This window comes from Chryseobacterium endophyticum, from assembly GCF_056333165.1.
Genome location: NZ_JBWGXE010000008.1, coordinates 73,891 through 97,502, shown reverse-complemented (window position 1 = coordinate 97,502; position 23,612 = coordinate 73,891). Strand labels below are relative to the sequence as shown.

Here is a 23,612-nt window from a genome sequence, read left to right as displayed (position 1 = left end):
TTTAAGCGTACTTTAATATACTTTAAGATGATGTTTCTACGCATTAAGCTCATTTTAATACACCTTAAGCGTACTTTTATATACCTTAAGCTCATTTTAATATGCTTTAAACGTACTTTAATATACTTTAAGATGATGTTTCTATGCATTAAGTTTAATTTTATATGTTTTATGCTTATTAATAAACACATTAAATATATTATTTCTATAATATTGTTTAAACTCAGTGCACAACTACCCGCAAAAGCCACAAAGGATAATCGTAACGCAATGATTAAAAAACAATCAAAGTTCTCAAAAGAATAAATTCGAAGATTTTTTAAGACTATTTGCCTTTTTTACATTTACAGTCATCAACTTAAGATAAAATTGAGCTCATCTTTTGTGACTTTTGTGGTTATATAAAAAGTTTAAACAGCTTTTAAAGTTAATCTGAATGATGAATAAGGAGTACTATAATTTTTAACCTTGGATGTTATTCTTTTGAAAACTTTTTTGTTTTTGTTAAATTTAAATTATTGTAACTCCACTAAAAAGCCCTCTGATACTGCCACGGAATTTCAGTTTCCGCACCAAGTTCGCTGGCGGCATGAATTGCAAAATAGGGATCCCGTAAATGCTCCCTGGCCATCACGACCAGATCTGCCTTTCCGGAGGTAATGATTTCTTCTGCCTGTTGTGCTGATGTGATCATGCCGACCGCACCGGTAAGAATTCCTGTCTTTTCTTTTATGGCAGCAGCAAAAGGAACCTGGTAACCGGGAAAGACTTTGTCTTTGCTCACGTTGGTAAACCCTCCGCCGGAAGCTGTGATAAAATCTACCCCGTTTTCCTTCAGAACTTCTGACAAGGCAATGCTGTCTTCCAAAGTCCAGCCTTCCGGGGTGTCGATATAATCTACCGCAGAGACCCTGACAAGAAGAGGCATGATTTCGGGAACCACTTTTCTGATTTCACGAACGGTCTCTACCAGAAAACGGATCCGGTTATCAAAACTTCCCCCGTACTCGTCCTGTCTTTTATTGATTACTTCCGAATAAAACTGATGGAAAAGATACCCGTGTCCGGCGTGAAGCTCAATGGTATCAAAGCCTGCTTCCACTGCACGGACTGCCGCATCTGTAAATTTTTTTGTCAGCTCGTGGATTTCAACGATCGTCAGTTCTTTAGGAATAACCCCGTTGATTTCCGTCTCAGAAGAAGACTTTACAGTCCATCCTCCTTCTTCATCCGAAAGTGGTTTCATTCTCCGGTTGGGATGCCTCAGGCTTCCTTTACCTCCGGAATGCCAGAGCTGTATGCCTATTTTAGCATCCTGTTCATGAACAAAATCTACGATGTTTTTCCAGGCTTCTTGCTGCTCGTCGTTCCAGAGGCCGACGTCATTTAAAGTGGCAAGCCCTTCAGGGGAAACGGCGGTACATTCAGTAAGAATAAGTCCGGCCCCGCCTACCGCACGGCTGCCCAGGTGTACAAGATGCCAGTTGCCGGGAATTCCGTTGTTGGCGCTGTACTGTTGCATTGGGGACACGACAATTCTGTTTTTCAGCGTTAGGCTGCGAAGATATAATGGCGAAAATAAATTCATTGTTAATGGTTTTGTGAGGTTAACAGCTGTTTTGCTTCGGCAATGGACAGCAGAAGGATGTTCTGTACTTCTTTCAAAGTATTATCAAGGATTTCAGGATGTTCTGAGGGTTTTTCGAGGATGTCAAGCTTTTCTTCCAGCAGCGGAAGAAGTCCCATAATGGCTACACTGGATTTCAGGTCATGGGCACGCAGCTTCAGGGTAGAAAAATCTTTGTCGTGATAGGCTTTCATAAGTTCATCCAGGTGCCGGGGAATTTTTTCTGTGAATTGTTTTGTCACGAGATGCTCAAAATTACGATCGCCACCGCTTACCGATTTCATATAAGTAAGATCAATATAATCGTAGTCAGGAATACCGGTTTCCGTCTGTTCTTTTTCGAATGCGGTGTTTTCCAGTCCGAATCCTGAAATGATCCTGAAGAGCTCTTCTTCGTTAACAGGTTTCGAAATATATTCATTCATTCCGCGGCTCATGCATTTTTCCCTTTCTCCGGCCATGGCATGGGCGGTCATGGCAATGATGGGGATATTTAATCCTAATTCTTCACGTATTTGCCGGGTTGCCGTATAGCCATCCATTTGAGGCATCTGGATATCCATAAGCACGAGATCGCAAGGCTTTTGTCTGAGATAATCCACCGCTTCAAGACCATTGGAGACGATATCAAAATCGATATTCCACTGGCCGAGGAGATGATTCATCAGGCTTTGATTGATAGCATTGTCATCCACGACCAATACTTTCAAAGGAATATTGGTGCGGTCCTTAAAGTAATCGGTATTCACGGGAGCGGCAATATTCAGCTGTTCTTCAGAAACCGTATAGGGAATGTAAAAATGAAAAGTCGTTCCTTTTCCCTGTTCGCTGATTACTTCGATGTTTCCGCCCTGCAGAAGGATCAGCTGCTTTACAATGGACAGTCCAAGCCCGGTGCCGCCGTAATTTCTCGTGATGGAATCTTCACCCTGATTAAACCGTTCGAAGATCTCTTCAAGCTTCTCTCTTTCAATCCCTATTCCGGTGTCTGAAACTTTAAAACCGAGAATAATATGCTTTCCTGAACGTTCTTTGGGATATACTTCAATGCTGATGGTTCCCTGTTGGGTAAACTTTACGGCATTGCCAATAAGGTTGACCATTATCTGCGTAAGTCTTGTCGCATCCCCTATAAGCGTATCCGGGATCGAGGGATCTACGCTTCCAGAGAGGGTGAGTTTTTTTTCTTTTACCCTTTCAAGGAACAGCGTTTTCACCGAATCTACCAGTCCGTTGATGCTGAAAACTCCTGAAGTGATCCTCATCATTCCCGCTTCAATTTTAGACAGATCAAGGATATCATTGATAATGGCCATTAAATTTTCCCCCGACTGCTGGATCGAGGTGACAAACTGTGCTGAGGTCTCATCCAGAGGCCTTTTCTGAAGTAAATTGGTAAATCCTAAAATACCGCTCAGCGGGGTACGGATCTCATGGCTCATATTAGCCAGGAAATTTTCTTTGGTCTGGGCTGCCACAGAGGCCTTTTTTTCTGCAATATCAAGCTCTTCGATCAGCAGAGACTGCCGGCGGAACTGTCTCAGGATATGAAATCCTACAATGGCACCGCTTAAAACGAGCAACGCTAAAAGTGAAATATCATAGAGCCGCGCTTTACGTCCCATTTCTTCGCTTTTCCTGCTGAGTTCTATCATGTGCTGCTTGCGGCTTTCGTAGATCTTTCCCGTAATGGCGGTGATTTCATTGGATTTATTTCTTGCTCCCGGGTTGGCAATGGAGGTATTGTCATCCATATTTCCCAGCGTAAGATAGCGGTGGAGCAGCTTTTCTTTGGTTTCCTTTTTTTCCATGGCGAGAACACTGAGCCGGTGGATCAGCCGTTCCTCTGTCGTGTCTGCATTGTCTTTTGAGAGGGAATCCAGAAAATTTTCAATCTGGTTGATCTTCTCGTCTATCCCTTCCAGATGCGTGGTGTCATTGGTGGCAATGGACGCTCTGATCCGGCTTTCAACTCCCAGGATATCACGGTCGATTTCCCGGAGGTGGTTGCTGGAACGCAGCTCATTCAACAATGTATTATTGTTCTGGATGAGGCCTTTCGTATTGCGTGCCGAATTAATCTGAACGGCAATCAGGAGCAGGCTCCCCACCAGAAAACTGAAGATGATGAAGTACCGGAACTTTTTGTTGCCCATTACGGAAGTTACCTTAATCATAAATAAACTATAAATAATGACTTGTTAAAATAATTCTGCCGATCAGAAAATATTCATTCTTGTGTTGAGCATTTTTCGGTATGCATCAGCCACAGGAATGAATTTTCCGTTGATCATGATCCCGCCGTCCTGGAGGGTGTCGATCTTTCCGACGGCAATGATGTATGAGCGGTGCACCCGGATGAAAATATCTTTTGGCAGGCGCTCTTCAGCTGCTTTCATGGTGCCATGGATCACGTATGTCTTTTCACGGGTAAAAAACTTCACATAATCGCCCATCGCTTCCGCATAAAAAATGTCGTCGAGCTTTAAACGCCGGGTAATGTTGGAATCTCTTACGAAGAGAAATTCGTCTTTACTGACCTGAACATTTTCCTTCCGGCTTTCAATGACGGCCTGTGCCTTGCTGACGGCCTGTAAAAATCTGGCAGGAGTGACGGGCTTCAGCAGGTAGTCTGCGATATTCAGTTCAAAAGCTTCCAGCGCATACTCTTTCTTGGAAGAAGTAAAAATAATGATGGTGTCTCTTCCGGAAAGGTTCCTGGTGAGTTCAATCCCTGTCATTTCCGGCATTTCAATGTCGAGAAACAACAGGTCAACAGGGTCATTCTGAAGATGAAGATAAGCTTCCACAGCGCTGGAATATTCTCTGACAATGGTAAGGCCGGGAATCTGTTTCGCCAGATGGGCCAAAGTCATTCTGGCAATATCATTGTCGTCGACGATCAAAGCTTTCATAGGAATAGTTTATTTATGATGTACACAAATATACTTATTCCTTTTTATTTTTCCTTTGTTGGTCATCCTATCTGAAATAAGAACGGATCATCCAGGCCATTTCTTCATGAGTTTCCATAAGTCCCGTAATGAAGTCGCTGGTTCCGTAATCTTTATATTTATCAGCAAAAGGGGTTACGTTTCCGCGGAGGAAATCGATGATGCTCTCATGATCGCTGAGAAGATCTTTCATATAGCCCAGTCCGTCATTGGTTCTATCGCTGTATTCGGTAAGATGGGTAAGTTCAAGATACTCTTTTAAGGTAGCAGGGGCGTAGTGTCCTATTTTTCGCATACGTTCTGCGACGCTGTCGATGAGGTCTTCCAACTGGGTATACTGTTCTTCAAAGAAAATATGCATGGCGTGGAAGTTATCGCCGGTCACGTTCCAGTGGGCATTTCTTGTTTTGGTGTAGAGTACGAATTCGTCTGCTAATAATTTAGCCAATTCTGCCGCTACGGCGTCTGCATTTTTTTCTGTAAGTCCGATTTTTGCTTTCATGATGTGAAATATTTAAAGTTGGTTGAGCACTATTGCTCTTTTTCTGACGTAAAGTTCCGCAGGAATCCGGAATAACAGACATGTGTTTCGGTGAATGGGCAGAATAGATCGTTGAATACCGAATAAAAAACATTAAAAATCGGATTTCACTTCAAAAAATAAATTAAAAGCAGGTCTAAACTCTTAATTTTGATTAATTATTATAAATTTTTTCGTCTCTGTTAGGCTGGAATTGCCATAAAACATATATTTGCAGCCTAAATTTTAAAAATAATGAAAGAATTAATTGAAAAAATCAACGCGGAATTTGAAGCTTTTACAACTGAAGCAAACCAACAAGCAGAAAAAGGTAACAAAGCGGCTGGAACAAGAGCTCGTAAGTCGGCTTTAGAGCTTAGCAAACTTTTCAAGGATTTCAGAAAAGTTTCTGTTGAAGAATCTAAAAAATAATAACGGAGCCGGCTTTTAAGCCGGCTTTGTTTTGTTCTGAAGGTTAAATTTTCTTAGAGTTAAACATCCATTACCATAGAAAACGTATTCTAAAGGTTAAATATTATTAAAATAATTCAAGGTCTGTTGAATTGTATGCACTTTCCTGTTATATTTGCTGCCATTAACAACCATGTATGAAACAGATTCTTATTCTTTCTTTATTTTTTTCGATCTCAGCGTACGCACAGAAAATACAGATTCTTGACGCCGAAATCCATCAGCCCATAAGCGGAGCAAGAATTGTTCTTGCCGATCAGCTGGTATATTCCAATGAAGACGGCTATGCGCCATTAGACAAACAGGCAAAAGATTTTGTGGTGTCCGCTGCGGGATATAAAACCCTTAAGGCCGGTTCATACCAGGAGGCAATTTCATTAAAACCCGCTGTTATTGATATTGAAGAAGTCAAAATAGTGGATGTGGATATCAGGAAACTTTTTGAAGATATCCAGAGAAATTACCATAAAAAATACTACGACAAGCCGTCACTCTATGATGTTACTTATAAAACCAAAAGTTTCAGTAATGGCAAACTTTACTTTCTCGTCATTGCCGATGCCAAAATCTGGAGCAAGAGCAATGCCTATAATTTCAGGGAGGGCCTGCGCAAAAACTACGATGACATCCTGCAGATGCAGCTGAATAATGTAAAATACCTGAAAAATAATAGCAAAACGGTCTTTAACGGAAAAAGCAATGATTTTTCCCATGCTGACATGGGAGACTATTTTTTCAGCTTTGAGGTGTACAGGCTTCTGATGACCATTAACACGAAAAATACAAAGTTTTCGGGGCGGCTTCTTTCAGACGATGGGGAAGAGCAGCTCATCAGCATCCGGATCAAAACGGATAACGGCATCAATATCGAAGGAGAAATGCACTATAATAAGGCAGACAAGGTGATCACCTACTTTGAGGCGCTCCATCAGCAGACGGGATACGCTCCTTACAAAAAAACCAATACGGAAGGAAAACAATACGAATTTCAGCTGGGTGATGTACAGCTTATTTATGATTTTTATAAAAAAGACGGAAAATATCTTCCTGCTTTAAAGAAAACCATAGCGGACAAATTCATCATCAGGTATGATGGCGCAGAGGAAGAGAGAAAATCTACTACGGAAACCATTTATCATACTTTTTCACCATCTGATAAAAAGGGGATTGAACCCAGGATTGATTTTACAAAAAACATTTGGGAAAATATTCAGGTAAAGGAGAATAAAGAATCCGGTATGCTGTTGTCCAGGGAGGAACATGCTTTTCTTAACGAGAATTAATCATTATTTACATCATAAGATTTAATAACCAAAACAGCCGGTACGATCTATTGTTACCGGCCGTTTCTTTGTTAAATTCTTTTTTTATGAATTATAAAATCATGGTCAGCTGTATTCTTTTTCTGGCCTCATCCACATCCGTTACTTTTACCTGAACGTGCTGGTGAAGCTTTACCACTTCATTTACGTCGGAAACAAATCCGTCTTTCAGTTGGGAAATATGTACGAGCCCGCTTTCTTTGATGCCTAGGTCGACAAAACATCCGAATGCGGTGATGTTGTTGACGATTCCCGGGAGGATCATGCCGGTTTTCAGGTCGGTGATCTTTTTTACACTCGGGTCAAACTCAAATACTTTGGCAGCTTTTCTAGGATCCAGTCCCGGTTTTTCAAGCTCTTTTAAAATATCTTTTATGCCTAAAATACCGATGTCTTCCGTGATATATTTTTCCGGACTGATCTGCGCAATTTTCTCTTTATTGGCAATCAGCCCGTTGGTGGTTATTTTTAAATCCTTTGCCATTTTTTCCACGATTCCATAGGCTTCGGGGTGTACGGCAGAATTATCCAGCGGATTTTTCGGGTTACTGATCCTTACGAAAGCGGCGGCCTGCTGAAAGGCTTTTTCTCCCAGTCGCGGTACTTTTTTCAGTTGCTTACGGTCTTCGAAGGCACCGTTTTCGGCCCGGTAATTCACTATATTTTCTGCCATCTTTTCACCGATCCCGGAGACATAGCTCAATAAGGATTTGCTGGCAGTATTTAAATTAATTCCCACAGCATTTACACATTTCATGACCGTAGAATCAAGCTCATTCTTCAGTTGGGTCTGGTCTACATCATGCTGATATTGTCCGACTCCGATGGATTTCGGATCGATCTTTACGAGTTCGGCCAGCGGGTCAGCCAGTCGTCTTCCGATAGAGACCGCACCGCGAACGGTAACGTCATACGTGGGGAATTCATCCCTGGCAATCTTGCTGGCAGAATATACCGAAGCGCCGGCCTCAGAAACCACAAAGACCTGCAGCGGCCTGTCAAATGCGATTTTTTTAATGAAAAACTCTGTCTCACGGCTTGCCGTGCCGTTTCCGATGGAGATGGCTTCGATATGATAGGCATTCACCATCGAACGTATTTTCTTCATAGCCATTCCGGATTCGTTTTGCGGTGCATGCGGATAAATGGTCTCATTATGGAGAAGATCGCCTTTTTCGTCCAGGCAGACTACTTTGCAGCCGCTTTTGTATCCAGGGTCTATCGCCAGGATTCTTTTCTCTCCAAGAGGCGGAGCTAGCAGCAGTTGGGTAAGGTTTCCGGCAAATATCTCTATCGCTTTTTTATCTGCTTTTTCCCTGGCTTCCTGGAGGGTCTCATTGGAAATTGCGGGTTCCAGCAATCTTTTGTAGCTGTCTTTTATGGCCAGTGAAATCTGTGTGGTGGTTTCGTTATTGGATTTAATGATGGCATTTTCGATCATTTCAATGGCCTCGTCTTTATCAATGGCGATGTTTGTTTTGACAAAACCTTCTGCTTCCGCCCTCAGCATGGCCAGCAGACGGTGAGAAGGAGTTCTGTTCAGGCTTTCTTCCCATTCGAAATACTGCGAGAATTTCTGGGCATCTTCTTCATCTTTTTTCGCTTTGACCACTTTTGAAGTGATTACAGCTTTCCTTTGAAATAGCCTTCTGAGATTTTTACGGACATACATATTTTCATTGATCCATTCTGCCATGATATCTCTTGCGCCCTGAAGTGCCTCTTCTTCTGTTGCTACCTGTCCGTTGAGGTATCGGGATGCTACTAAAGAATTAAGGTCCTGCGCTTTCTGGCTCATGATGATTTTTGCTAAAGGCTCCAGGCCTTTTTCTTTGGCGGCATCGGCTTTTGTTTTTTTCCTTTTTTTGAAAGGGAGATAAAGATCTTCCAGTTCCTGCAGATCAAAGCTTGTCTCGATTCGCTGCTTTAATTCCGGAGTCAGGGCATCTTGCTCTTCCACAGATTTCAGAATGGTTTCCTTTCTTTTGATGATTTCTTCAAACTGCCTGTTGATTTTTGAGATCTGTTCAATCTGTGTCTCATCCAGGTTTCCTGTTTTATCCTTTCTGTAGCGTGCTATGAAGGGGATCGTACAGTCTTCCGAAAGCAGCTGAAGGGTAGAAGTAATGCTTTTTTCTGAAATATCAAGGGTCTGACGGATATAGCTTGTGGCGTTCATTGTAAAATTTAAGCGGCTAAAATACTGACTTTTTATAAAATATTGCGACCTCTCGGATGGGATAAGATATTTTTATAATCGGTTTGATGATCATATTTGATTAAAGTATAAAGTTTAGTCTGTAAACGTGACCTGCCTTCAATTTATCCTTCTAAATGAGGTTGTAATTTAAAACAAAAAAACAGCCTTGATTAAGACTGTTTTTATTTATTCACACGATCAATTTAATTACTGTACAAGTGCATTGTAATAAACGGGTAAATTTTCTTTATTGTCGTACCCCATGATAATGATCTTATAGTTTTTTGCGTCGTTGTTATTGTAGAACTGTACATTGGCAGGCGTCTCTGGGTCAGTAAGCAGATACGGATTCCAGTATAGAACACTGCGTACGTCATTGGAAATGCTTTTAAAGCTCTCATCGTTGTAAGATGGTGTTGCAAACGGAGCTACCTTATCAAATCCATTTAATGTATATTTATTAAGTTTGGGAGAAGAATTGTCCGGAACATATCCCGTCATTCCGCCTCTTTTAGTGTAGATGGCAATAGCGCCATAACCCCCACCGAATCCTGCTGAGAAAAAGCCTTTGATCACTTTTATCATGGCCACATCAGAAGAAGAAATAGAAGATATCATCGAAGGATCAAGCTGCATTTCATCCAAATAGATAGGAATTTCATATCCTCTTAACTTTACATTATAATTTCCCATATTGGTTGTAATGGCCAATCCTGCAACTTTACCCTGCAGCCACATCAGTATATTTGCAAAGCCCAGTGTTGTATTGTCATTCACAAAATCAAAAACCTGCTCATCGGAACTTCTGAACATGGAGGTGCTTAATTTTTCATTAAGCAGGCGGGTTTTATCTTTTTTCTTAACTTTTAATTTTACTTCCTCAATCAATGTTACCTTTTCATTGATGGAGCTCTGGGTCTGTTTTTCTGCCACATATCTTGTAACCTGAGGAGGCAATGGCTCTCCGCTTATTCTTTTTTCAAGCATATACCCGTCTGAAGGAAGGCTTTTTCTGTAAGGAACAAAAGTATTATCCGGCTGGAAGATCACCTGTACCTGTTCTTTTGGGATTTTAAGATCGTTGAGCTGATAAGAAACTTTAATGTTATCCTCGAAGATCAGTCCGTTCAGAGAGAAAAAACCATTGGCATCCGTTTTTACCTGATGAAACCTTGTGGCGTGGTCGGGCATTTCAAAAAGGAGGTTGAGATCTGAAGAGACGGCAGGTTTTCCGTTAATGCTTACTTTTCCCTTATACGTCACATACGGCTGAGGCTGGTATCTGATTGTCGGATAGTTTCCGGCTATGATATTTTTCCAGTCGAATCTTTTCCATTTTTCAGAAATCAACAGAGCATCCAGGGCTTCCGAGTTGTGATTTTCTTTAAAATATTGTGAAGGCGTGTATATTTTAGACGTCAGATCACCGGTGAGCCATAAAGTACTGAGCAAGCTGTTTTCATCTTCTGAACTTTCAGAGATTCCGTCCATCACAAGAACGGTGTAGGCGGTATACCCGACAGAGGATACCTTAAAAGTATTCAGAGCCTTTGGTGATTCCTGAAGAGATACAGACTGCATCACTGATTTTTTTACGTTTAACACATCAGGCTTGACAAAGCAGAGCCTTTGGGCCACGATATTTTCTTTGTCGTCAAAAACCGTAAGCTGGAGAATTCCATTCATCGATTCTTTGGTCGGAATGGAAAAGGAGTGTTCCAGGATCTTATCAGAATTTACTTTAAAAACCATTTCGTTCCCCAAAGTTCCGATGATTTTATAAGCTGTTGACGGGCCGATATTTTTTGATTTTAGTTTAAATTTTATAGCTTCATTGGTTACAGCCACCTGCAGGTTGACCCCTGAATTTTTGGGCTCGGGTAAAACGACCGTTTGCTGCTTTCCTTTAGAATCTGTAACGACCAGCTGATAAGCAGCGCCGGCATCGGGTGTCAGGGTGAATAAACCTACATTCTGGTCAAAACCTTTAAAAGATGTTATTTTTACGTCCGGTTTTTTTGTATCGATTATGTAGCCGGACCAATCGCCGGGAGTAGAGCCTTCGGACTGAAGACGGACTGCGAATTTGGTAGGTATTCCTTCAATGAAAGTTCCGCTTTCAGGAAAAGCAGATGCCGACCAGGGGGTATCAACAGCCTTCGTCAGTTTTTCATCTGAGGAGGGATTGTATATGGTGATGGGCTTTAAAGGCTGAAATTCTTCACTGAAGTTGCTCATCCAGGTAGTATAGGCTCTGATGTAGTATACGTCTTCTTTTAAGTTTTCGGGCAGTGTAAAGCTTCCGTTGCCTTCTCCGTTAATTAAGGGAAGGAATTTCTTAGCGATCAGCGTTTTATTGTGGTCATACAGTTCGGCAAATAAAGTGGTAGAAACCTGGGAAGGGCTGTAGCCATCGAACACAAAGGACTTGAACCAGATGTTTTCACCGGCAATATAGCTGTTTTTATTAAGTACGATATGTATTTTTTCCTGTGGATATTTTTCAGAAAATGTTGCAATGGCATTTTCAGCGTTGTTCTGTGCGCATACTGAACTGATTGTATTGACAACAAGTACTAGCGGTATTAGTTTTTTTATCATAAAATAGAGTGTTTATACACTTTGAGCGCGCAAAATTACAATTTTTCCAAAATTTTTACAAATGATATTTTAAATATGCATGTTAAGTTTTTGCTTTGTAAATCAATGTTTTATATGTTTGTTAATGATTTGTTCATATTTTATTGATGTATGTTAATGGTCTGAAGCACGAAGTTCTTTATTTTTGGACATCAGAAAGTGAAGTGTATGAATCAGTAAAGTATTTTTCACGGTAAATAATAAACTTTTAAACAATTAGATAATATGAAAAAATTAAGTGTCATTGCATTGGTAGGAGTGGGTCTTCTTGCCGCATCTTGTAATAAGGAAAAGTCTGCAGAAAATGCAACAACAGCTCAGGAACAGACGGTTGCTGAAAGTAAAGGAGAAGTACTGCCTGTAGATACAGCAGCCTCTGTTGTAAACTGGAAAGCTTTCCATAAAGGAGGAATGGCTCCTCGTTGGGGAACTTTAATGGTGAAATCCGGAGATCTGAGTGTTGAAAACGGAAATGTTGCAGCAGGAAATTTCGTGATCGATATGAACTCTCTGAAAGTAGATCCGGCTTCCGTAACGGAGAAAGACAAAAAACCTGAAGATCTTGAAAAACACCTTAAAACACCTGATTTCTTCGATACCGCAAAGAATCCTACTTCGGAATTTAAAATCACCAGCGTAACGGATCTTAAAAATGCTCCGGCTGATGCGGTTGCAGGCGCCAATAAAACCGTAAGCGGAAACCTTACCTTATCAGGAAAAACCATGAACGTAACTTTCCCGGCTAAAGTTGACGTTACAGAAACTTCTGCTTCGATCCAGGCTAAGTTCACGGTAAACAGAGCCGACTGGGGAATCAAGTTCGGTACTTCCGAGGCTGATCCTGCAGAATGGATGATCAGCAAGGACATCGAAATTGCTGTTGATGTAAAAGCTAAGAAATAATATTGTTAGATCATAAAATCGATGAAGCTGTCTCTAGGGGCAGCTTTTTCTTTGTGCAGCTCCTGTAATTATCTTAGGATGGTGTTTGTTATTTTATAGGTTTTTGAGGTCGTTCGGAAAATCAGATAAAATAAAGACATCCCTGATTGGTAAGTGATTTTTAACGTGAAAGTTTCAGGTATTTGCTTGCTGCATTTTTATTCCCCTCATCCAATTCGGTTGCTTTCTTGTAATTTTCCAACGCACTTTCCTGCTGCCTAAGAGAAATATAAGAATCTCCAATGAGTTCATAGGCATATGAAAGATCTTCCTTCTTTGTATCAAGCTTTAAGGCAACCTCAAAAACTTTTATGGCCTCATTATTCTTTTTTCTTCTCTGGAGAAATTTTCCGCAATTCAGCAAATCGGGTACTTCGAAAGAGAAATCATAAACATCTGCATGATTATTTTTCAGGTCTTTATAGTAAGCTAATCCTTCATCTACATTCATGAATAGTTTTTCACGGACCGACAGGTAAAATGATTTTCGTGGTATGGTAAATGTGTCATTTTGCAATGCATGTGACAAGGTTTCGCTTAAAGCCTGAACCTTTAATTGCTGGTTGTTGGTCATCATTACAATAATGACATCGTCACCAAATGTTTTTGTTACCAAAGCTTCATAATTACTATTCGAACCCTGATGCGTGTGCTTTTCAGGCCGGCCGTTGATAAAAGTGACCCTGCCCAGGCTCGATTCTCCGGTTGGAAATACTGATGATAGCTGCATTAGTGATTCCTGGGAAATAATCTGTACGTTCCAGAGTGCCTTTTCCCATAAGAAGAGATCATGTATGGGAAATCTTATATATCCCGTAAAATGTGCAGGATATGGCGTATGGATGCCTTCATCATTAAAAGACTGAGCCATATCCTGCGACGAGACAGGATAGTCTACCAAGGAAGCTTTCATGCCTGCTTTATCAAATATATTTTTTTTTATAAAATCTGCATAAGTCATTTTACTGACACGCTCTATGATCTGGCGCTGAAGATAAACATCTGCATAGTTATAATCATATTGTGTCCCCGGCTCAAAGGAGAGGCTGTCTGTTTTTTTCAGAAAATCATATAAAGGAGAGTCTCCTCCATAGGCTATACTGCCGGGAGATTGTGGAATTCCACTGGTATAGTTAATGAGATGTTTGATCTGTATCTTTTGCGCCCATGCTGGGAATTCAGGGAAGAATACGGACAAAGGGGTCGATAATGAGAGTTTTCCTCTTTCTTTGAGAAGCATAATGCCTACACCGTTAAATTCCTTGCTGATTGAACCGACATCAAATTTCATACTCAGGTTAAGTGGATTTTCTTTTCTGCCATCGGCAAATCCAAAAGATTTCTGATAGATAACTTCACCGTTTTTTGCAATGAGAATATTTCCATTGAAAATACCATAACCATACGCAACCTGCATGATCGAATCTATCCTGGAAAAGGGAATCTTACCGGATCGATCTTTTCTGATATAGATAAATTCATGTCTTTTGATCCAGTTTTTTTCATTGGCATATCTTACATCTTTACGTTCGGAAAATGTGTATTTTCCTAATGTATAAGTTTGCCTGATGGTTGCTTTTCTTCCGTTGTTTCCATCCTCATCCGTTTTTTCAGTAATAATCTGCACTCCGTCTCCCGCCAGGTCTTTTCTGGAGATCACCAATGTATTAGCAATGAATTTTCCGTGTGCTGAGATGGCTACAGTATCTGTTGAATTTGCACTTTTTTCTTTTGGATAAGTATTGATAAAAAGAAACTGTTGGGTTTTATCAATTCTTTTTATTTTCAAGATTGGCGGCCATGGTATAAGGTTTGCCGGAATCGTAATCCAGGTAGGTTAAAGACCCTGTCCAGATACCTTCATTTTTTCTAAAATCATGTACAAGTTGTTTCGACGTGGTCTGTGCCCGAATTAGAAAAGGGATCAGGATATTTACAACAAGTAAAAATGTTATCTTTTTCATATCAGTTATTATGAAAGTTTCATTCATCCAAAGGATTGTAAAATCAATCTTTTCAAAGCTAGGAATAAGTATCCGAACAAAAATTGACGATGGGTAAGTTTTATCTTAAAACAGATTTATATTAAAAACTTCCGTATAACTCACCATTTAAACAACTAAACAATCTTTCTGTCATTTCTTTTTTTTATTACCATTAAACAGCGTGAATATAATTACTAAACAAAAGTTTGTATTTTTAACACGTGATTTGTTATAAAAAGTATAGAATATGGTAACAGCCTCCCCCATAAAAACATATCATTTTCTGCCCTGTAAATATGGTTCGGAATTATTGCTGGACCTTGGACGCATTGAAACTTTGAAAAATTATGTACGGGACCGCACATTACATCAGCTCAGTTTTTATGAAATTGTTTTTATTGAAGAGGGATCGGGAACATTTTCACTGGATGGAAAACGAATGTCTATCGCTCCGCAGACCATTATTTTTATCAGTCCCGGACAAATACGCCGATGGGAAGTTAAAGAAAGAATAAAAGGCTATACGCTGTTTTTTGAAAAAGACTTTCTTCATCTTTTCTTTTCAGATGAGTTGTTTCTGTACCGGTTTCAGTACTTTCATCAGTATTCGCAGCCCGCCGAAATGAAGATCGACGAAGGGGAATTCGGAAAATGCCTTGAACTTTTACAGGAAATAGAAGAGGAGTTCGCACAGATTCAGAATGACAGCAATCATCTGATCAGGTCGGTTCTTTATCAGTTACTTATCGTTCTCAACCGTTATTACGCCGGAATTTATAACGTTCAGCGGGACACTTACGTCCATGCAGATTTCTACAGATTCCGCTCTTTGCTGGAAGAGAAATTTTTAGAAGATCAAACCGTTGAAGCTTACACCAAAATGCTTAACGTAAGTTCCGGATTCCTTAATAAAATCTGCAGGCAATTCAGCGGATTAACCGCACAGCAGATGATTCATCACAAGCTTATTTCAGAGATCAAAAAACAGCTGCACCAGAATAAATCTGCAAAAGAGATCTGCTACGAATTTGGATTTTCAGATCCTTCCAACTTTAACCGTTTCTTCAAAAAAATGACACAGATCACGCCCCAGCAATACCGAAAGAATATATGAATTGACAATTCTGAAGATAAAATGACCATTTTGAAGGGCATGAATGTTCCTAATTTTACCAAAAAAAGGAAATGACAAAATCTGTGACCCTATGTCTTTTATTCTTCATAATGAGCTTATTTTCCATAAAGGCAGAAGAATTATATATTAATCCGCTGACAGGCAATGATATGAATTCAGGAATAAAGGCACAACCTTTAAAGTCGCTCTCAGAAGCTGCCAGGCGCGTTAATTCAAATAAAGCCCAAGGAGAAACAACAATTATCCTTGAAGAGGGACTGCATCTGATCACTGAAACGGTACTGTTTAATAACGATAAATACACGTTTACCAACCGTTTAACCATTCGTGCGGAAGTGATGCCGGATGATGTAGAATGGACCCCGAAAAAGATGCCGGTTATCATGACTGTTGTGCCGCCCGAGCCCGGTGTGGGGGGAGAAGAGGCCAGAGGCATCCAACCCGAGGTAAGCCACGTTACCATTGCAGGTCTGAAGTTTACAGGCAGCCCTGATTATACTTATCTTGATGCCGATAATCTGCGCCGTTCATATCCGATCTGGCGCGACGGAAAAAAACTGGACGATTTGCTGGTTACCCAATGCCTTTTCGCCGGAAATGAAGAGGTACTGCCACTGCATGTAGGGGTGATCGCCAATGGCTATGGCCTGGTTATTGACCATTGCGTTTTCTTCAATTGTAAAATTCCTGTGGTCTTCTGGAAAAATGAAGGAAAGACCGGGAGCCGCAGCGCCATGAAACATTCACTGGTCTATGGCGGCTATTTCTGCGGAGTATGGACGACTCAGGGCACGAATGGCGATGATTTCGACTTTCATCATAATATTATCGCCAATACCAGCACCGTGTGGATCAGGGAAAAAGGAAGCACACGCCGCTACAAAGCTTCTGACTGCATTTTTGTGAATTATAAAAAACTGGCAGGATATGGAAGCGGTCCATTGAGTGACAGCATCCCAACCTCCACAGATTTTCTTGAAATGAAAAACGTACAGACCAGCGGAACCGTAGTCATTGAAAAGGATCAGAGTAAGCGCAATTACCTGCAACTGGCAGAAGGTTCTTTGGGTTCTGATCTGAATGCCGGGCTTTTTAAAAAATAAGATGTAATGTATAACAATCTGAAATCATTAGTAAAGGGTATGAAAAAATTAAAAACGATCCTGTTTCTTTGCATGTTAGCCACGGAGAGTGCATTTAGCCAAAAAATAAATTTGGAAGAGAGCAATCTTATCCCTCATAAAGTCTATAGTCAAATCGTTGATCTGAAAGGAGAAAAAGTCGTTAGGGTCGTGAAAGACAATACCGTGAAAGAAGCGGACGAACCTACATTTGTTAAGATAAAAAACACAAACTTCAAAAATGGCAGTATCGAGGTAGAAGTTCTAAGCCGGCTTCTCCCAACGGCTTCTGCGACAGACCGCGGATTTATCGGATTGGCATTCAGGATTAATGACATGAATTCCAGATTTGAATCCATCTACATACGCCCTACGAATGGCAGAGCTGAAGACCAGGTGAGACGCAATCACTCGATTCAATACTTTTCTTACCCTGGTTTTAAATATGAGCGGCTTAGGAAAGAAGATCCCGAGAAATATGAATCTTATGCGGACATGGGCCTGGATGAATGGATCACCTTAAAAATTGAAGTCAGAGGCAGCCAGGCAAAACTGTTTTTAAATAAGAACAAATATCCGTCGCTCATCGTGAATGACCTTAAACAAGGTCCTGATACAACGGGTGGCGTCGGCTTATTTGTCGATGTCGGTACAGAGGGGTATTTCCGAAATTTGAAAATCAGCCCTTTAAAATGATTGGTGAATTAAGGCATCGTACTTTTCCAGTCATTCAAACAGGCCGCAATGAACAGAGCAGAAGATAAAAAAGGCTCAATAATTTATCAACAAACCAATGATCATCGCTATTGGTATTAAAAATAAACCGGCCATATTATTTTTTGCTCCTTCCTCTGCTATATTTGAATTATAAGCTTCTGCCATTTTTTTTGAATTAAATTTATAGATGACCATCCATCTTATGAATATTCCAAATCCTCCAAATATAAAATCAATCATATCATTCGTTTAATCTTTTTTTACTACCAATGAACGGAATAGTTGTGCAATATTACTGATTTACATTTTGAATCTTTTTATGATTTCTACCAATTCATCGTTAACATATTCTTTTTCCGTGTTAATTATTTCTCCTGTGTCGTATTTTTCAGTAATGACATTATACTTATGGGTTCTATCATAATTAAAAGAGGATACATATATTAAAATGTTTCCTTTTATGATACAAATAGCTGTCGTATCGGCTTCCCAAAAATCAACAATTCTATAATTTCCTAATGATTCTTTATTAATCCTGATAAGTAATTCTGTTATTCGATACTTTTATTTTCCATTATTTTAATTTTGTAAGGTATCTATATTGGTCATTTTATAAAAGTACTCCACTAAAACAATACCTGCTTTTCAGAAAATCGGATTGTCCTTTATCGCTTGATCTCAATTTTGTTACTTTCCAATGATCCTGTAAACAGTTTATATTTTTTTAATTTTTGCTTTTGATGGGGAGTTAAATAATTATATATATCATTTTTAACCTGTAAACTTAAGAATAAATTATAATTCTTATCTTCCTCAAGAAGGTATGAGTCATGGACTGTATTATCTTTATTCGTTATGTTTTTCAAATTATAGGGTACATGAAATATTTTTGTTTCTTTAGGTTGTAAAAACATTAAATTGTGAAGTAAATAATAATTTATTTCAGCGCTTAAATCGCTTGTCAGATTATTGTTTTTTTTCCAGAAACTTATCTTGGAATTGTAATCTTCATTAGCAGATTCAATGTTCGATCGTTGCTTTTCAAAATCGGATAAATCTATGTATGGTGCACTTGAATGAGTTTCTATTCTCTTGTTCGTTGATGCATCACAAGCATTTATAGTGAAAGAATAAAAGGGATAATCTTTATTCCATTCGGACCGGGATATAACATAATTGTCCTTGTAGTAGGCTTGAAAAGATGTTGTGTCAAGAGGCAATGCTATTTTTTTATTGCTTTGATTATAAATCTCAATTTTAGCTTGTTGATCCTGTAAATCTAATTGCCATTTGACAGTTATTTGAGAAAAAATATTATTTGATATAGCAAAAAAAATAAAGAATTGAATTTTTAATATTTTATAAGTCATTTTATTCATTGTAGATTATTAAGGACGTAATTATACGGAGAATGTCTTCTCATCTGCTCTGCCAACGGATCGATCACCCCCATCTGCCGATATCGGACATATACATTCTGGCTCAGTAATCGTTCCATCCTGTTTCTGTCTGGAGTTCCTTGCCGTTGTATTGGTATTTGTATACTGCGTATCCTCCGGAAAGGTGTTTCATCCCAAACGCATAGTAATTGTTTTCATCAAGAACTTCTGGTGGCTTTGCCGTTTAGTGGTTCTATTTTACCATTCTCTCCATTTCTCAGTAATATCTTCATTCAAAGAATTATACTTCATTTTATGGCCTGCCAAAATGATTATTTCAGCAATCTGCTCTCTTTCATTTGTTTCAATTAAAGAATGATCACATCTCTCATTTAAATCATTTAATTTTAAAACCGTAGTTTTTATAATTAACAGTGCATCATCTTTTGAATGAGTTTTGAAAATGTTTATCACATAATTTGATAATAAAGATATACATTCATTAACATCTTTTTGAGAGTAAGAAGGGTTAGCTTCTTTCATATAATTTTCCATTGATTTCTTTAATTTGATGATTAAATTATCAAGTTCTTTATCTCCCGTCGATGTAATTTTTTCAGTCTTTGCTATTTCTGATTTTATTTGTAATGTGTAAATATAATATCCTAAAACTAATATCCCTAGAACCAATAATATTAATAAAATGCTGTTTTTTTTCATATTCTGTTTTAGTTTATTGGTAAGTTGGATGTATCTAATTTATTACAAGCTTCTACAATGACTCTTTTTAGATGTATTGTTGGTGGTAACAATACTTTTTCCATTTTTAATGCTCTATGAAGTTGCAATCTCTCGATCAAAGGATTTTTAGTTAAGTCAAGTTGTACTATTGAGCCATTATAAATATAAAACTCTTTAAGATTTGGAAAGTTTTCTAAAATAATGTTAGATTTCTGGTTTTCATACCAAAGGATGAGTTTTTCGACTTTTTTAAACTTATCTAAAATTTTTCCTTTAAAAGTTTTTACGGACAAAAATGTAATTTCTTTTAAATTCTTGAAATTACTTGATGATAAATTGATTTTGGATTTATCGCCTACAATTAAATGCTCTACATCCAAAACAACTTCTGATAAATCTGCTATGGTTTCATGAAAAGCTATTGCTTCAAATTTGCACTTCGAAAATATCTCTTTGATACTTTGGAAATAAGCGTTATCGATTTCGTCAAAAGCAATGTCCTTTATTTTGTATTGATGTATTTTTTCGATAGGAATTTCTTCATAATTAGTTTTTGGAAATATTCCTAATTTCATGTTTTTATGAAACTTTTCTATATTACTTGTAATAAGTAACCCTGGATCGTTTTGATCATAATATATTTTAGAAACCATCTTGTAAAGTGTATAAGTATCCGGGTGATTGCCGAATGTTATAATTTATTGGATTATTAACACCTTTTGGGTATTGTTTTGTTGCGTCTGTTTGCATTCTTCTGTATTCGGCTTTAAAAGCTTCTCTATTGGAAACGGAAGGCAACCAATCTAAAGATTTGACTGTTGTATGATGCATAGTCATTTTCAAAATTGCTGATGTTAACATTCTTTCAAGTGAGCCTTTGCCATGATATTTTTGATTGTTACTAAAAATAATTGTATAAGATCCTACTTGTCCCATTCTTTCTCTTACAGGAGTAGATCTTGCTTCTGTCTTTACCTGCTCAAAGTTAAATGTTTTACTTCCAATATTACTATAAGAATACCTTGTTCCAGCCCATTGCGGAACGTGGGCAGAGCCAAAAGCTGTATTAACACTATACCATAGTGCTCCAATACCGCCTGCTGTTGCAGCCCCTATAAGTCCAGTGCCTCTAGTTAATATTCCTGCTATAGCACTCGCAGGTCCTGGTCCAGGCCCTAGGTCATTTCCAAACTTCGAAAAATCAAACTGAGAAAAATCAAATCCAGGTTCTTCTAGATATGCCATCACATCCTTAAACAACTGAGAATCTACAAAAGCTCCCCCAGGTGAGAGTGCATCTCCAGAACCATCTCCACCACCTGCATCAGCCTGGAATCGGGATCTGCCTGAACTAATATAATTAATAGTATCCTCGAACCATGAAACACCATTTATCGTCGTCATCGGATCAAAATCCCAGCGCATAATTCCTCCGGCACTGTAAATCATGGATTTTCTTCCATCTGGATCTATGAACATCACCGGGTTATTAAAGGCATAATTGTAAGGAGAATATCTCCTCATCTGTTCTGCCAGTGGATCGATGACTCCCCATCTGCCAATATCACTCATGTACATTCTTGCTCCGTAATCATTCCAGCCGGTTTCTGTCTGGAGTTCTTTACCATTATACTGGTATTTATAAGACGAATTGCTTGCTGAGAGAATATTGATATCCTGCTTCATACCGAAAGCATAATAATTGTTTTCCTCAAGAACTTCTGCGCTGCCATTGGCTGTATTTCTGTAATAACTCAGGCGTACATTTCCCAGATGGTCTGTATAGCTGTAAATATACTTACTTTTTATGAAATCATAATACCCTTCTGAAGTAGGGATAAACTGTAACCCATTTGGAATAGTCCCGCCTCCCGTAGTGGTCGTATGGTATTGGAATCCGTCTAAATATTCAATGGTCTGTGAGGCATTTGTCCTGTTACGGCCCGTGAAGTAATTATATACTTTTTTTAGTTTTATGCCATACCTTTATCTTTATGATTTTTCATGTTCCCACTGTCATCATAGGAAATTACATTTCCTGAAGTATCAGAGCGGCCAGACAGTATTTCTCCTGCCGATGCTTTAGGCGTTACTTTAGATCATCTCTTGGGAGAGACCAGCCAAGTGTCTTTCGATAAAAGAACGTTGACAGAATTAAGGATTTGGACTTGAAGAAAGTACGAAACAAACACTTTACGATCTTGTTGATACTTACATAAAATAAAAATGCCCCTAAAAAGTGTCTAACTTTTTGGGGGCAGTCCAAATGCGGTGGGGTTTATTATTTAGTTTTTTTATTTTTTGAGTGTTAATCACTGAAATTATTTATCACTAAATATGATAAATGACCATTATTTTGAATTTTCAATTCGCTCTTTCTCAATTTCTCTCTGCTTGAAAATCTTTTCCCTATTAATATTACCCGAATAAAAAGCTAAAGCTATAGCAAGACCAGCTATTAGAAAAAAATATAAATAGTATTTTATGTGATAATCTCTAAATGAATCAAATTTTTTAAAATCTTCATTATAAATATACATTCCCACCAAACATCCAATTACAATAAAAAATATTATATAATAAATATAAGGAGTATGAACAATAATATTGCTATTTGTAACACGTAAGAAAACATATCCAGAATATAAAATTACACCAAATAACAGTGTGAAAACTAACCAAGTGGCTATTTTCGCAGATATTTTACTTTCCTTATCAACTTTGTAATAATACCAATATATGTGATAAAATAATATTCTTATAAATCTAATCATCTTAAAATGCGGGTTTACCATCGTTATAATACGTTTCATAAATCGCCATTGCGGCAAAATAACCTAAGGATACCCAAGCTGTGGCTGGAAAGAAACCGGCAACTCCCATTACACCATCGACGACTGCTCTGGTCCCGGATATATTACCTTCAATTCCCTGATATAGCGTATTTGCAACACCCACTGCACCAACTATTCTTCCTCCCCATTTCAAAGCCGTTGAAGCTCTTTCTAAAAACTTAGCAGATGTAGGTAATTTTGTACTTATGGTCTCTGCAAAAATACGACTTTTTGTTATGCTTGATGGCGCATTCCAATTTGAAAATCCTTTTTCAGCTATTGTAGACCCAGCCTGTATGATACCAGCTATGGACGTAAATTTCCCTGGATTGTTTTGGACCCAGTTAAAACTCGTTTTTACAGCATCAGGTCCAGAGTTATACCAATTTTCACCAGCATCCCAATTAGTATTATCACCATAAGATTTCAACTTCAACATATTAAAAGATCCAATTAATCCTTTATCCTCCTGTCCAAAATCTGTCCACCAGCGTAATATCCCATCGATATTTGTTAATCCACCCGTTCCCCCAGCAGAAAGAGCCTGAATAATATCTTTAAAGGCTTGTGTTTCTCCGAAAGTGCCACTTCCCCCACCGCGTTGTTCCGGGAACATTCCCAAAGCCTGGTTCATCATGGATTTTCTTCCCATCACCCTAAAAGGGTCTGCTTGCCCAGAACTATCAATACTTCCATCCTGATTAAACCATCTTCCGTCAACATCAAAAGAAGATATCGGGTTATTCGCTACATAGGCAAATGGGCTGGTAGGATAATAATTCTCTGATAGCTGATCCATGCCGTTCCATCTTCCGATTTCAGGCATATACTGTCGCCATCCGTAGTCGTTCCATCCGGTTTCGCTCTGGAGTTCCTTGCCGTTGTACTGATAATTGTAAGAAGGATTGTTCCCTACCAGGTTATACATATTCATGCTTCATCCCGAAAGCATAATAATTGTTTTCTTCAAGAACTTCTGCGCTGCCGTTGGTCGTATTTCTGAAATGTCTCGGAGGAATACTTT

22 protein-coding genes are annotated in these 23,612 nt (G+C 38.8%); 6 read left to right on the top strand and 16 right to left on the bottom strand.

Features of this window, described 5'->3' with window-relative positions:
- Nucleotides 1-529 precede the first annotated feature (529 nt).
- The 4 genes from AC0N32_RS16585 to AC0N32_RS16570 all read right to left on the bottom strand — a co-directional run bounded on the left by AC0N32_RS16585 (nt 530) and on the right by AC0N32_RS16570 (nt 5,083).
- Nucleotides 530-1,588 (bottom strand): NADH:flavin oxidoreductase/NADH oxidase, encoded by a 1,059-nt coding sequence (locus AC0N32_RS16585; protein WP_476394953.1) that lies wholly within the window; start codon nt 1,586-1,588, stop codon nt 530-532.
- A gap of 2 nt (nt 1,589-1,590) precedes the next feature.
- Nucleotides 1,591-3,804 carry a hybrid sensor histidine kinase/response regulator gene (locus tag AC0N32_RS16580; protein WP_476394952.1) on the bottom strand — a complete coding sequence of 738 codons (2,214 nt, stop codon included), beginning with the start codon at nt 3,802-3,804 and terminating at the stop codon, nt 1,591-1,593.
- Nucleotides 3,805-3,846: 42 nt separating this feature from the next.
- Nucleotides 3,847-4,542 carry a LytR/AlgR family response regulator transcription factor gene (locus AC0N32_RS16575; RefSeq protein ID WP_476394951.1) on the bottom strand — a complete coding sequence of 232 codons (696 nt, stop codon included), beginning with the start codon at nt 4,540-4,542 and terminating at the stop codon, nt 3,847-3,849.
- Between the two features lie 67 nt (nt 4,543-4,609).
- The gene (locus AC0N32_RS16570) at nt 4,610-5,083 is read right to left on the bottom strand and encodes a Dps family protein (protein WP_476394950.1); all 474 of its coding nucleotides are present in this window, start codon (nt 5,081-5,083) and stop codon (nt 4,610-4,612) included.
- A gap of 273 nt (nt 5,084-5,356) precedes the next feature.
- Between AC0N32_RS16570 and AC0N32_RS16565 the strand changes: the two genes are divergently transcribed.
- Nucleotides 5,357-5,533 (top strand): histone H1, encoded by a 177-nt coding sequence (locus AC0N32_RS16565; RefSeq protein WP_034684091.1) that lies wholly within the window; start codon nt 5,357-5,359, stop codon nt 5,531-5,533.
- Between the two features lie 176 nt (nt 5,534-5,709).
- Nucleotides 5,710-6,855 carry a hypothetical protein gene (locus AC0N32_RS16560; RefSeq protein WP_476394949.1) on the top strand — a complete coding sequence of 382 codons (1,146 nt, stop codon included), beginning with the start codon at nt 5,710-5,712 and terminating at the stop codon, nt 6,853-6,855.
- A 91-nt stretch (nt 6,856-6,946) separates the two neighbouring features.
- Here AC0N32_RS16560 and AC0N32_RS16555 read toward each other — a convergent pair whose 3' ends face one another.
- Both AC0N32_RS16555 and AC0N32_RS16550 read right to left on the bottom strand, forming a co-directional pair.
- Entirely contained in the window at nt 6,947-9,073 is a 2,127-nt protein-coding gene (locus tag AC0N32_RS16555; protein ID WP_476394948.1) for a Tex family protein, read from the bottom strand.
- Between the two features lie 228 nt (nt 9,074-9,301).
- Entirely contained in the window at nt 9,302-11,695 is a 2,394-nt protein-coding gene (locus AC0N32_RS16550; RefSeq protein ID WP_476394947.1) for a hypothetical protein, read from the bottom strand.
- A 264-nt stretch (nt 11,696-11,959) separates the two neighbouring features.
- Between AC0N32_RS16550 and AC0N32_RS16545 the strand changes: the two genes are divergently transcribed.
- A complete protein-coding gene (locus AC0N32_RS16545; protein WP_476394946.1) occupies nt 11,960-12,637 on the top strand; it encodes a YceI family protein in 678 nt (225 codons plus the stop codon).
- Nucleotides 12,638-12,797: 160 nt separating this feature from the next.
- On the opposite strand, the gene AC0N32_RS16540 is transcribed toward AC0N32_RS16545, so the two are convergent.
- Both AC0N32_RS16540 and AC0N32_RS16535 read right to left on the bottom strand, forming a co-directional pair.
- On the bottom strand, nt 12,798-14,465 hold the full coding sequence (locus tag AC0N32_RS16540; protein WP_476394945.1) for a serine hydrolase: 1,668 nt from the start codon (nt 14,463-14,465) through the stop codon (nt 12,798-12,800).
- Nucleotides 14,446-14,640 carry a hypothetical protein gene (locus tag AC0N32_RS16535; protein ID WP_476394944.1) on the bottom strand — a complete coding sequence of 65 codons (195 nt, stop codon included), beginning with the start codon at nt 14,638-14,640 and terminating at the stop codon, nt 14,446-14,448. The genes AC0N32_RS16540 and AC0N32_RS16535 overlap by 20 nt, the downstream gene beginning before the upstream one ends.
- Nucleotides 14,641-14,908: 268 nt before the next feature.
- Between AC0N32_RS16535 and AC0N32_RS16530 the strand changes: the two genes are divergently transcribed.
- The 3 genes from AC0N32_RS16530 to AC0N32_RS16520 all read left to right on the top strand — a co-directional run bounded on the left by AC0N32_RS16530 (nt 14,909) and on the right by AC0N32_RS16520 (nt 17,613).
- Complete coding sequence (locus tag AC0N32_RS16530) at nt 14,909-15,775, top strand: helix-turn-helix domain-containing protein (protein ID WP_476394943.1); 867 nt, start codon at nt 14,909-14,911, stop codon at nt 15,773-15,775.
- Nucleotides 15,776-15,846: 71 nt separating this feature from the next.
- Nucleotides 15,847-16,899 (top strand): hypothetical protein, encoded by a 1,053-nt coding sequence (locus AC0N32_RS16525; protein ID WP_476394942.1) that lies wholly within the window; start codon nt 15,847-15,849, stop codon nt 16,897-16,899.
- Between the two features lie 39 nt (nt 16,900-16,938).
- A complete protein-coding gene (locus AC0N32_RS16520; RefSeq protein WP_476394941.1) occupies nt 16,939-17,613 on the top strand; it encodes a 3-keto-alpha-glucoside-1,2-lyase-like domain-containing protein in 675 nt (224 codons plus the stop codon).
- Between the two features lie 75 nt (nt 17,614-17,688).
- Here the strand turns inward: AC0N32_RS16520 and AC0N32_RS16515 are convergent, their stop codons facing one another.
- The 8 genes from AC0N32_RS16515 to AC0N32_RS16480 form a co-directional block, all read right to left on the bottom strand.
- Nucleotides 17,689-17,874, bottom strand: a complete 186-nt coding sequence (locus AC0N32_RS16515; protein ID WP_476394940.1) for a hypothetical protein — start codon at nt 17,872-17,874, stop codon at nt 17,689-17,691.
- 425 nt (nt 17,875-18,299) lie between these two features.
- A complete protein-coding gene (locus AC0N32_RS16510) occupies nt 18,300-19,013 on the bottom strand; it encodes a hypothetical protein (protein WP_476394939.1) in 714 nt (237 codons plus the stop codon).
- Nucleotides 19,010-19,132: a hypothetical protein gene (locus AC0N32_RS16505; protein WP_476394938.1), complete on the bottom strand. Its 123-nt coding sequence runs from the start codon at nt 19,130-19,132 to the stop codon at nt 19,010-19,012. The genes AC0N32_RS16510 and AC0N32_RS16505 overlap by 4 nt, the downstream gene beginning before the upstream one ends.
- Before the next feature lie 139 nt (nt 19,133-19,271).
- Nucleotides 19,272-19,733 carry a hypothetical protein gene (locus AC0N32_RS16500; RefSeq protein ID WP_476394937.1) on the bottom strand — a complete coding sequence of 154 codons (462 nt, stop codon included), beginning with the start codon at nt 19,731-19,733 and terminating at the stop codon, nt 19,272-19,274.
- 8 nt (nt 19,734-19,741) lie between these two features.
- Nucleotides 19,742-20,329 (bottom strand): hypothetical protein, encoded by a 588-nt coding sequence (locus AC0N32_RS16495; RefSeq protein WP_476394936.1) that lies wholly within the window; start codon nt 20,327-20,329, stop codon nt 19,742-19,744.
- Nucleotides 20,330-20,396: 67 nt separating this feature from the next.
- Nucleotides 20,397-21,440: an RHS repeat-associated core domain-containing protein gene (locus tag AC0N32_RS16490; protein WP_476394935.1), complete on the bottom strand. Its 1,044-nt coding sequence runs from the start codon at nt 21,438-21,440 to the stop codon at nt 20,397-20,399.
- A 665-nt stretch (nt 21,441-22,105) separates the two neighbouring features.
- The gene (locus AC0N32_RS16485) at nt 22,106-22,528 is read right to left on the bottom strand and encodes a hypothetical protein (RefSeq protein ID WP_476394934.1); all 423 of its coding nucleotides are present in this window, start codon (nt 22,526-22,528) and stop codon (nt 22,106-22,108) included.
- Nucleotide 22,529: 1 nt separating this feature from the next.
- Nucleotides 22,530-23,516 carry an RHS repeat-associated core domain-containing protein gene (locus AC0N32_RS16480; protein ID WP_476394933.1) on the bottom strand — a complete coding sequence of 329 codons (987 nt, stop codon included), beginning with the start codon at nt 23,514-23,516 and terminating at the stop codon, nt 22,530-22,532.
- Nucleotides 23,517-23,612 lie beyond the last annotated feature (96 nt).

Bases quoted from the DNA above. Each gene is read 5' to 3' on its own strand.
- AC0N32_RS16585 (WP_476394953.1), bottom strand. From the start codon at position 1,588: ATGAATTTATTTTCGCCATTATATCTTCGCAGCCTAACGCTGAAAAAC.
- AC0N32_RS16580 (WP_476394952.1), bottom strand. From the start codon at position 3,804: ATGATTAAGGTAACTTCCGTAATGGGCAACAAAAAGTTCCGGTACTTC.
- AC0N32_RS16575 (WP_476394951.1), bottom strand. From the start codon at position 4,542: ATGAAAGCTTTGATCGTCGACGACAATGATATTGCCAGAATGACTTTG.
- AC0N32_RS16570 (WP_476394950.1), bottom strand. From the start codon at position 5,083: ATGAAAGCAAAAATCGGACTTACAGAAAAAAATGCAGACGCCGTAGCG.
- AC0N32_RS16565 (WP_034684091.1), top strand. From the start codon at position 5,357: ATGAAAGAATTAATTGAAAAAATCAACGCGGAATTTGAAGCTTTTACA.
- AC0N32_RS16560 (WP_476394949.1), top strand. From the start codon at position 5,710: ATGAAACAGATTCTTATTCTTTCTTTATTTTTTTCGATCTCAGCGTAC.
- AC0N32_RS16555 (WP_476394948.1), bottom strand. From the start codon at position 9,073: ATGAACGCCACAAGCTATATCCGTCAGACCCTTGATATTTCAGAAAAA.
- AC0N32_RS16550 (WP_476394947.1), bottom strand. From the start codon at position 11,695: ATGATAAAAAAACTAATACCGCTAGTACTTGTTGTCAATACAATCAGT.
- AC0N32_RS16545 (WP_476394946.1), top strand. From the start codon at position 11,960: ATGAAAAAATTAAGTGTCATTGCATTGGTAGGAGTGGGTCTTCTTGCC.
- AC0N32_RS16535 (WP_476394944.1), bottom strand. From the start codon at position 14,640: ATGAAAAAGATAACATTTTTACTTGTTGTAAATATCCTGATCCCTTTT.
- AC0N32_RS16530 (WP_476394943.1), top strand. From the start codon at position 14,909: ATGGTAACAGCCTCCCCCATAAAAACATATCATTTTCTGCCCTGTAAA.
- AC0N32_RS16525 (WP_476394942.1), top strand. From the start codon at position 15,847: ATGACAAAATCTGTGACCCTATGTCTTTTATTCTTCATAATGAGCTTA.
- AC0N32_RS16520 (WP_476394941.1), top strand. From the start codon at position 16,939: ATGAAAAAATTAAAAACGATCCTGTTTCTTTGCATGTTAGCCACGGAG.
- AC0N32_RS16515 (WP_476394940.1), bottom strand. From the start codon at position 17,874: ATGATTGATTTTATATTTGGAGGATTTGGAATATTCATAAGATGGATG.
- AC0N32_RS16510 (WP_476394939.1), bottom strand. From the start codon at position 19,013: ATGAATAAAATGACTTATAAAATATTAAAAATTCAATTCTTTATTTTT.
- AC0N32_RS16505 (WP_476394938.1), bottom strand. From the start codon at position 19,132: ATGGAACGATTACTGAGCCAGAATGTATATGTCCGATATCGGCAGATG.
- AC0N32_RS16500 (WP_476394937.1), bottom strand. From the start codon at position 19,733: ATGAAAAAAAACAGCATTTTATTAATATTATTGGTTCTAGGGATATTA.
- AC0N32_RS16495 (WP_476394936.1), bottom strand. From the start codon at position 20,329: ATGAAATTAGGAATATTTCCAAAAACTAATTATGAAGAAATTCCTATC.
- AC0N32_RS16490 (WP_476394935.1), bottom strand. From the start codon at position 21,440: ATGAAGCAGGATATCAATATTCTCTCAGCAAGCAATTCGTCTTATAAA.
- AC0N32_RS16485 (WP_476394934.1), bottom strand. From the start codon at position 22,528: ATGATTAGATTTATAAGAATATTATTTTATCACATATATTGGTATTAT.
- AC0N32_RS16480 (WP_476394933.1), bottom strand. From the start codon at position 23,516: ATGTATAACCTGGTAGGGAACAATCCTTCTTACAATTATCAGTACAAC.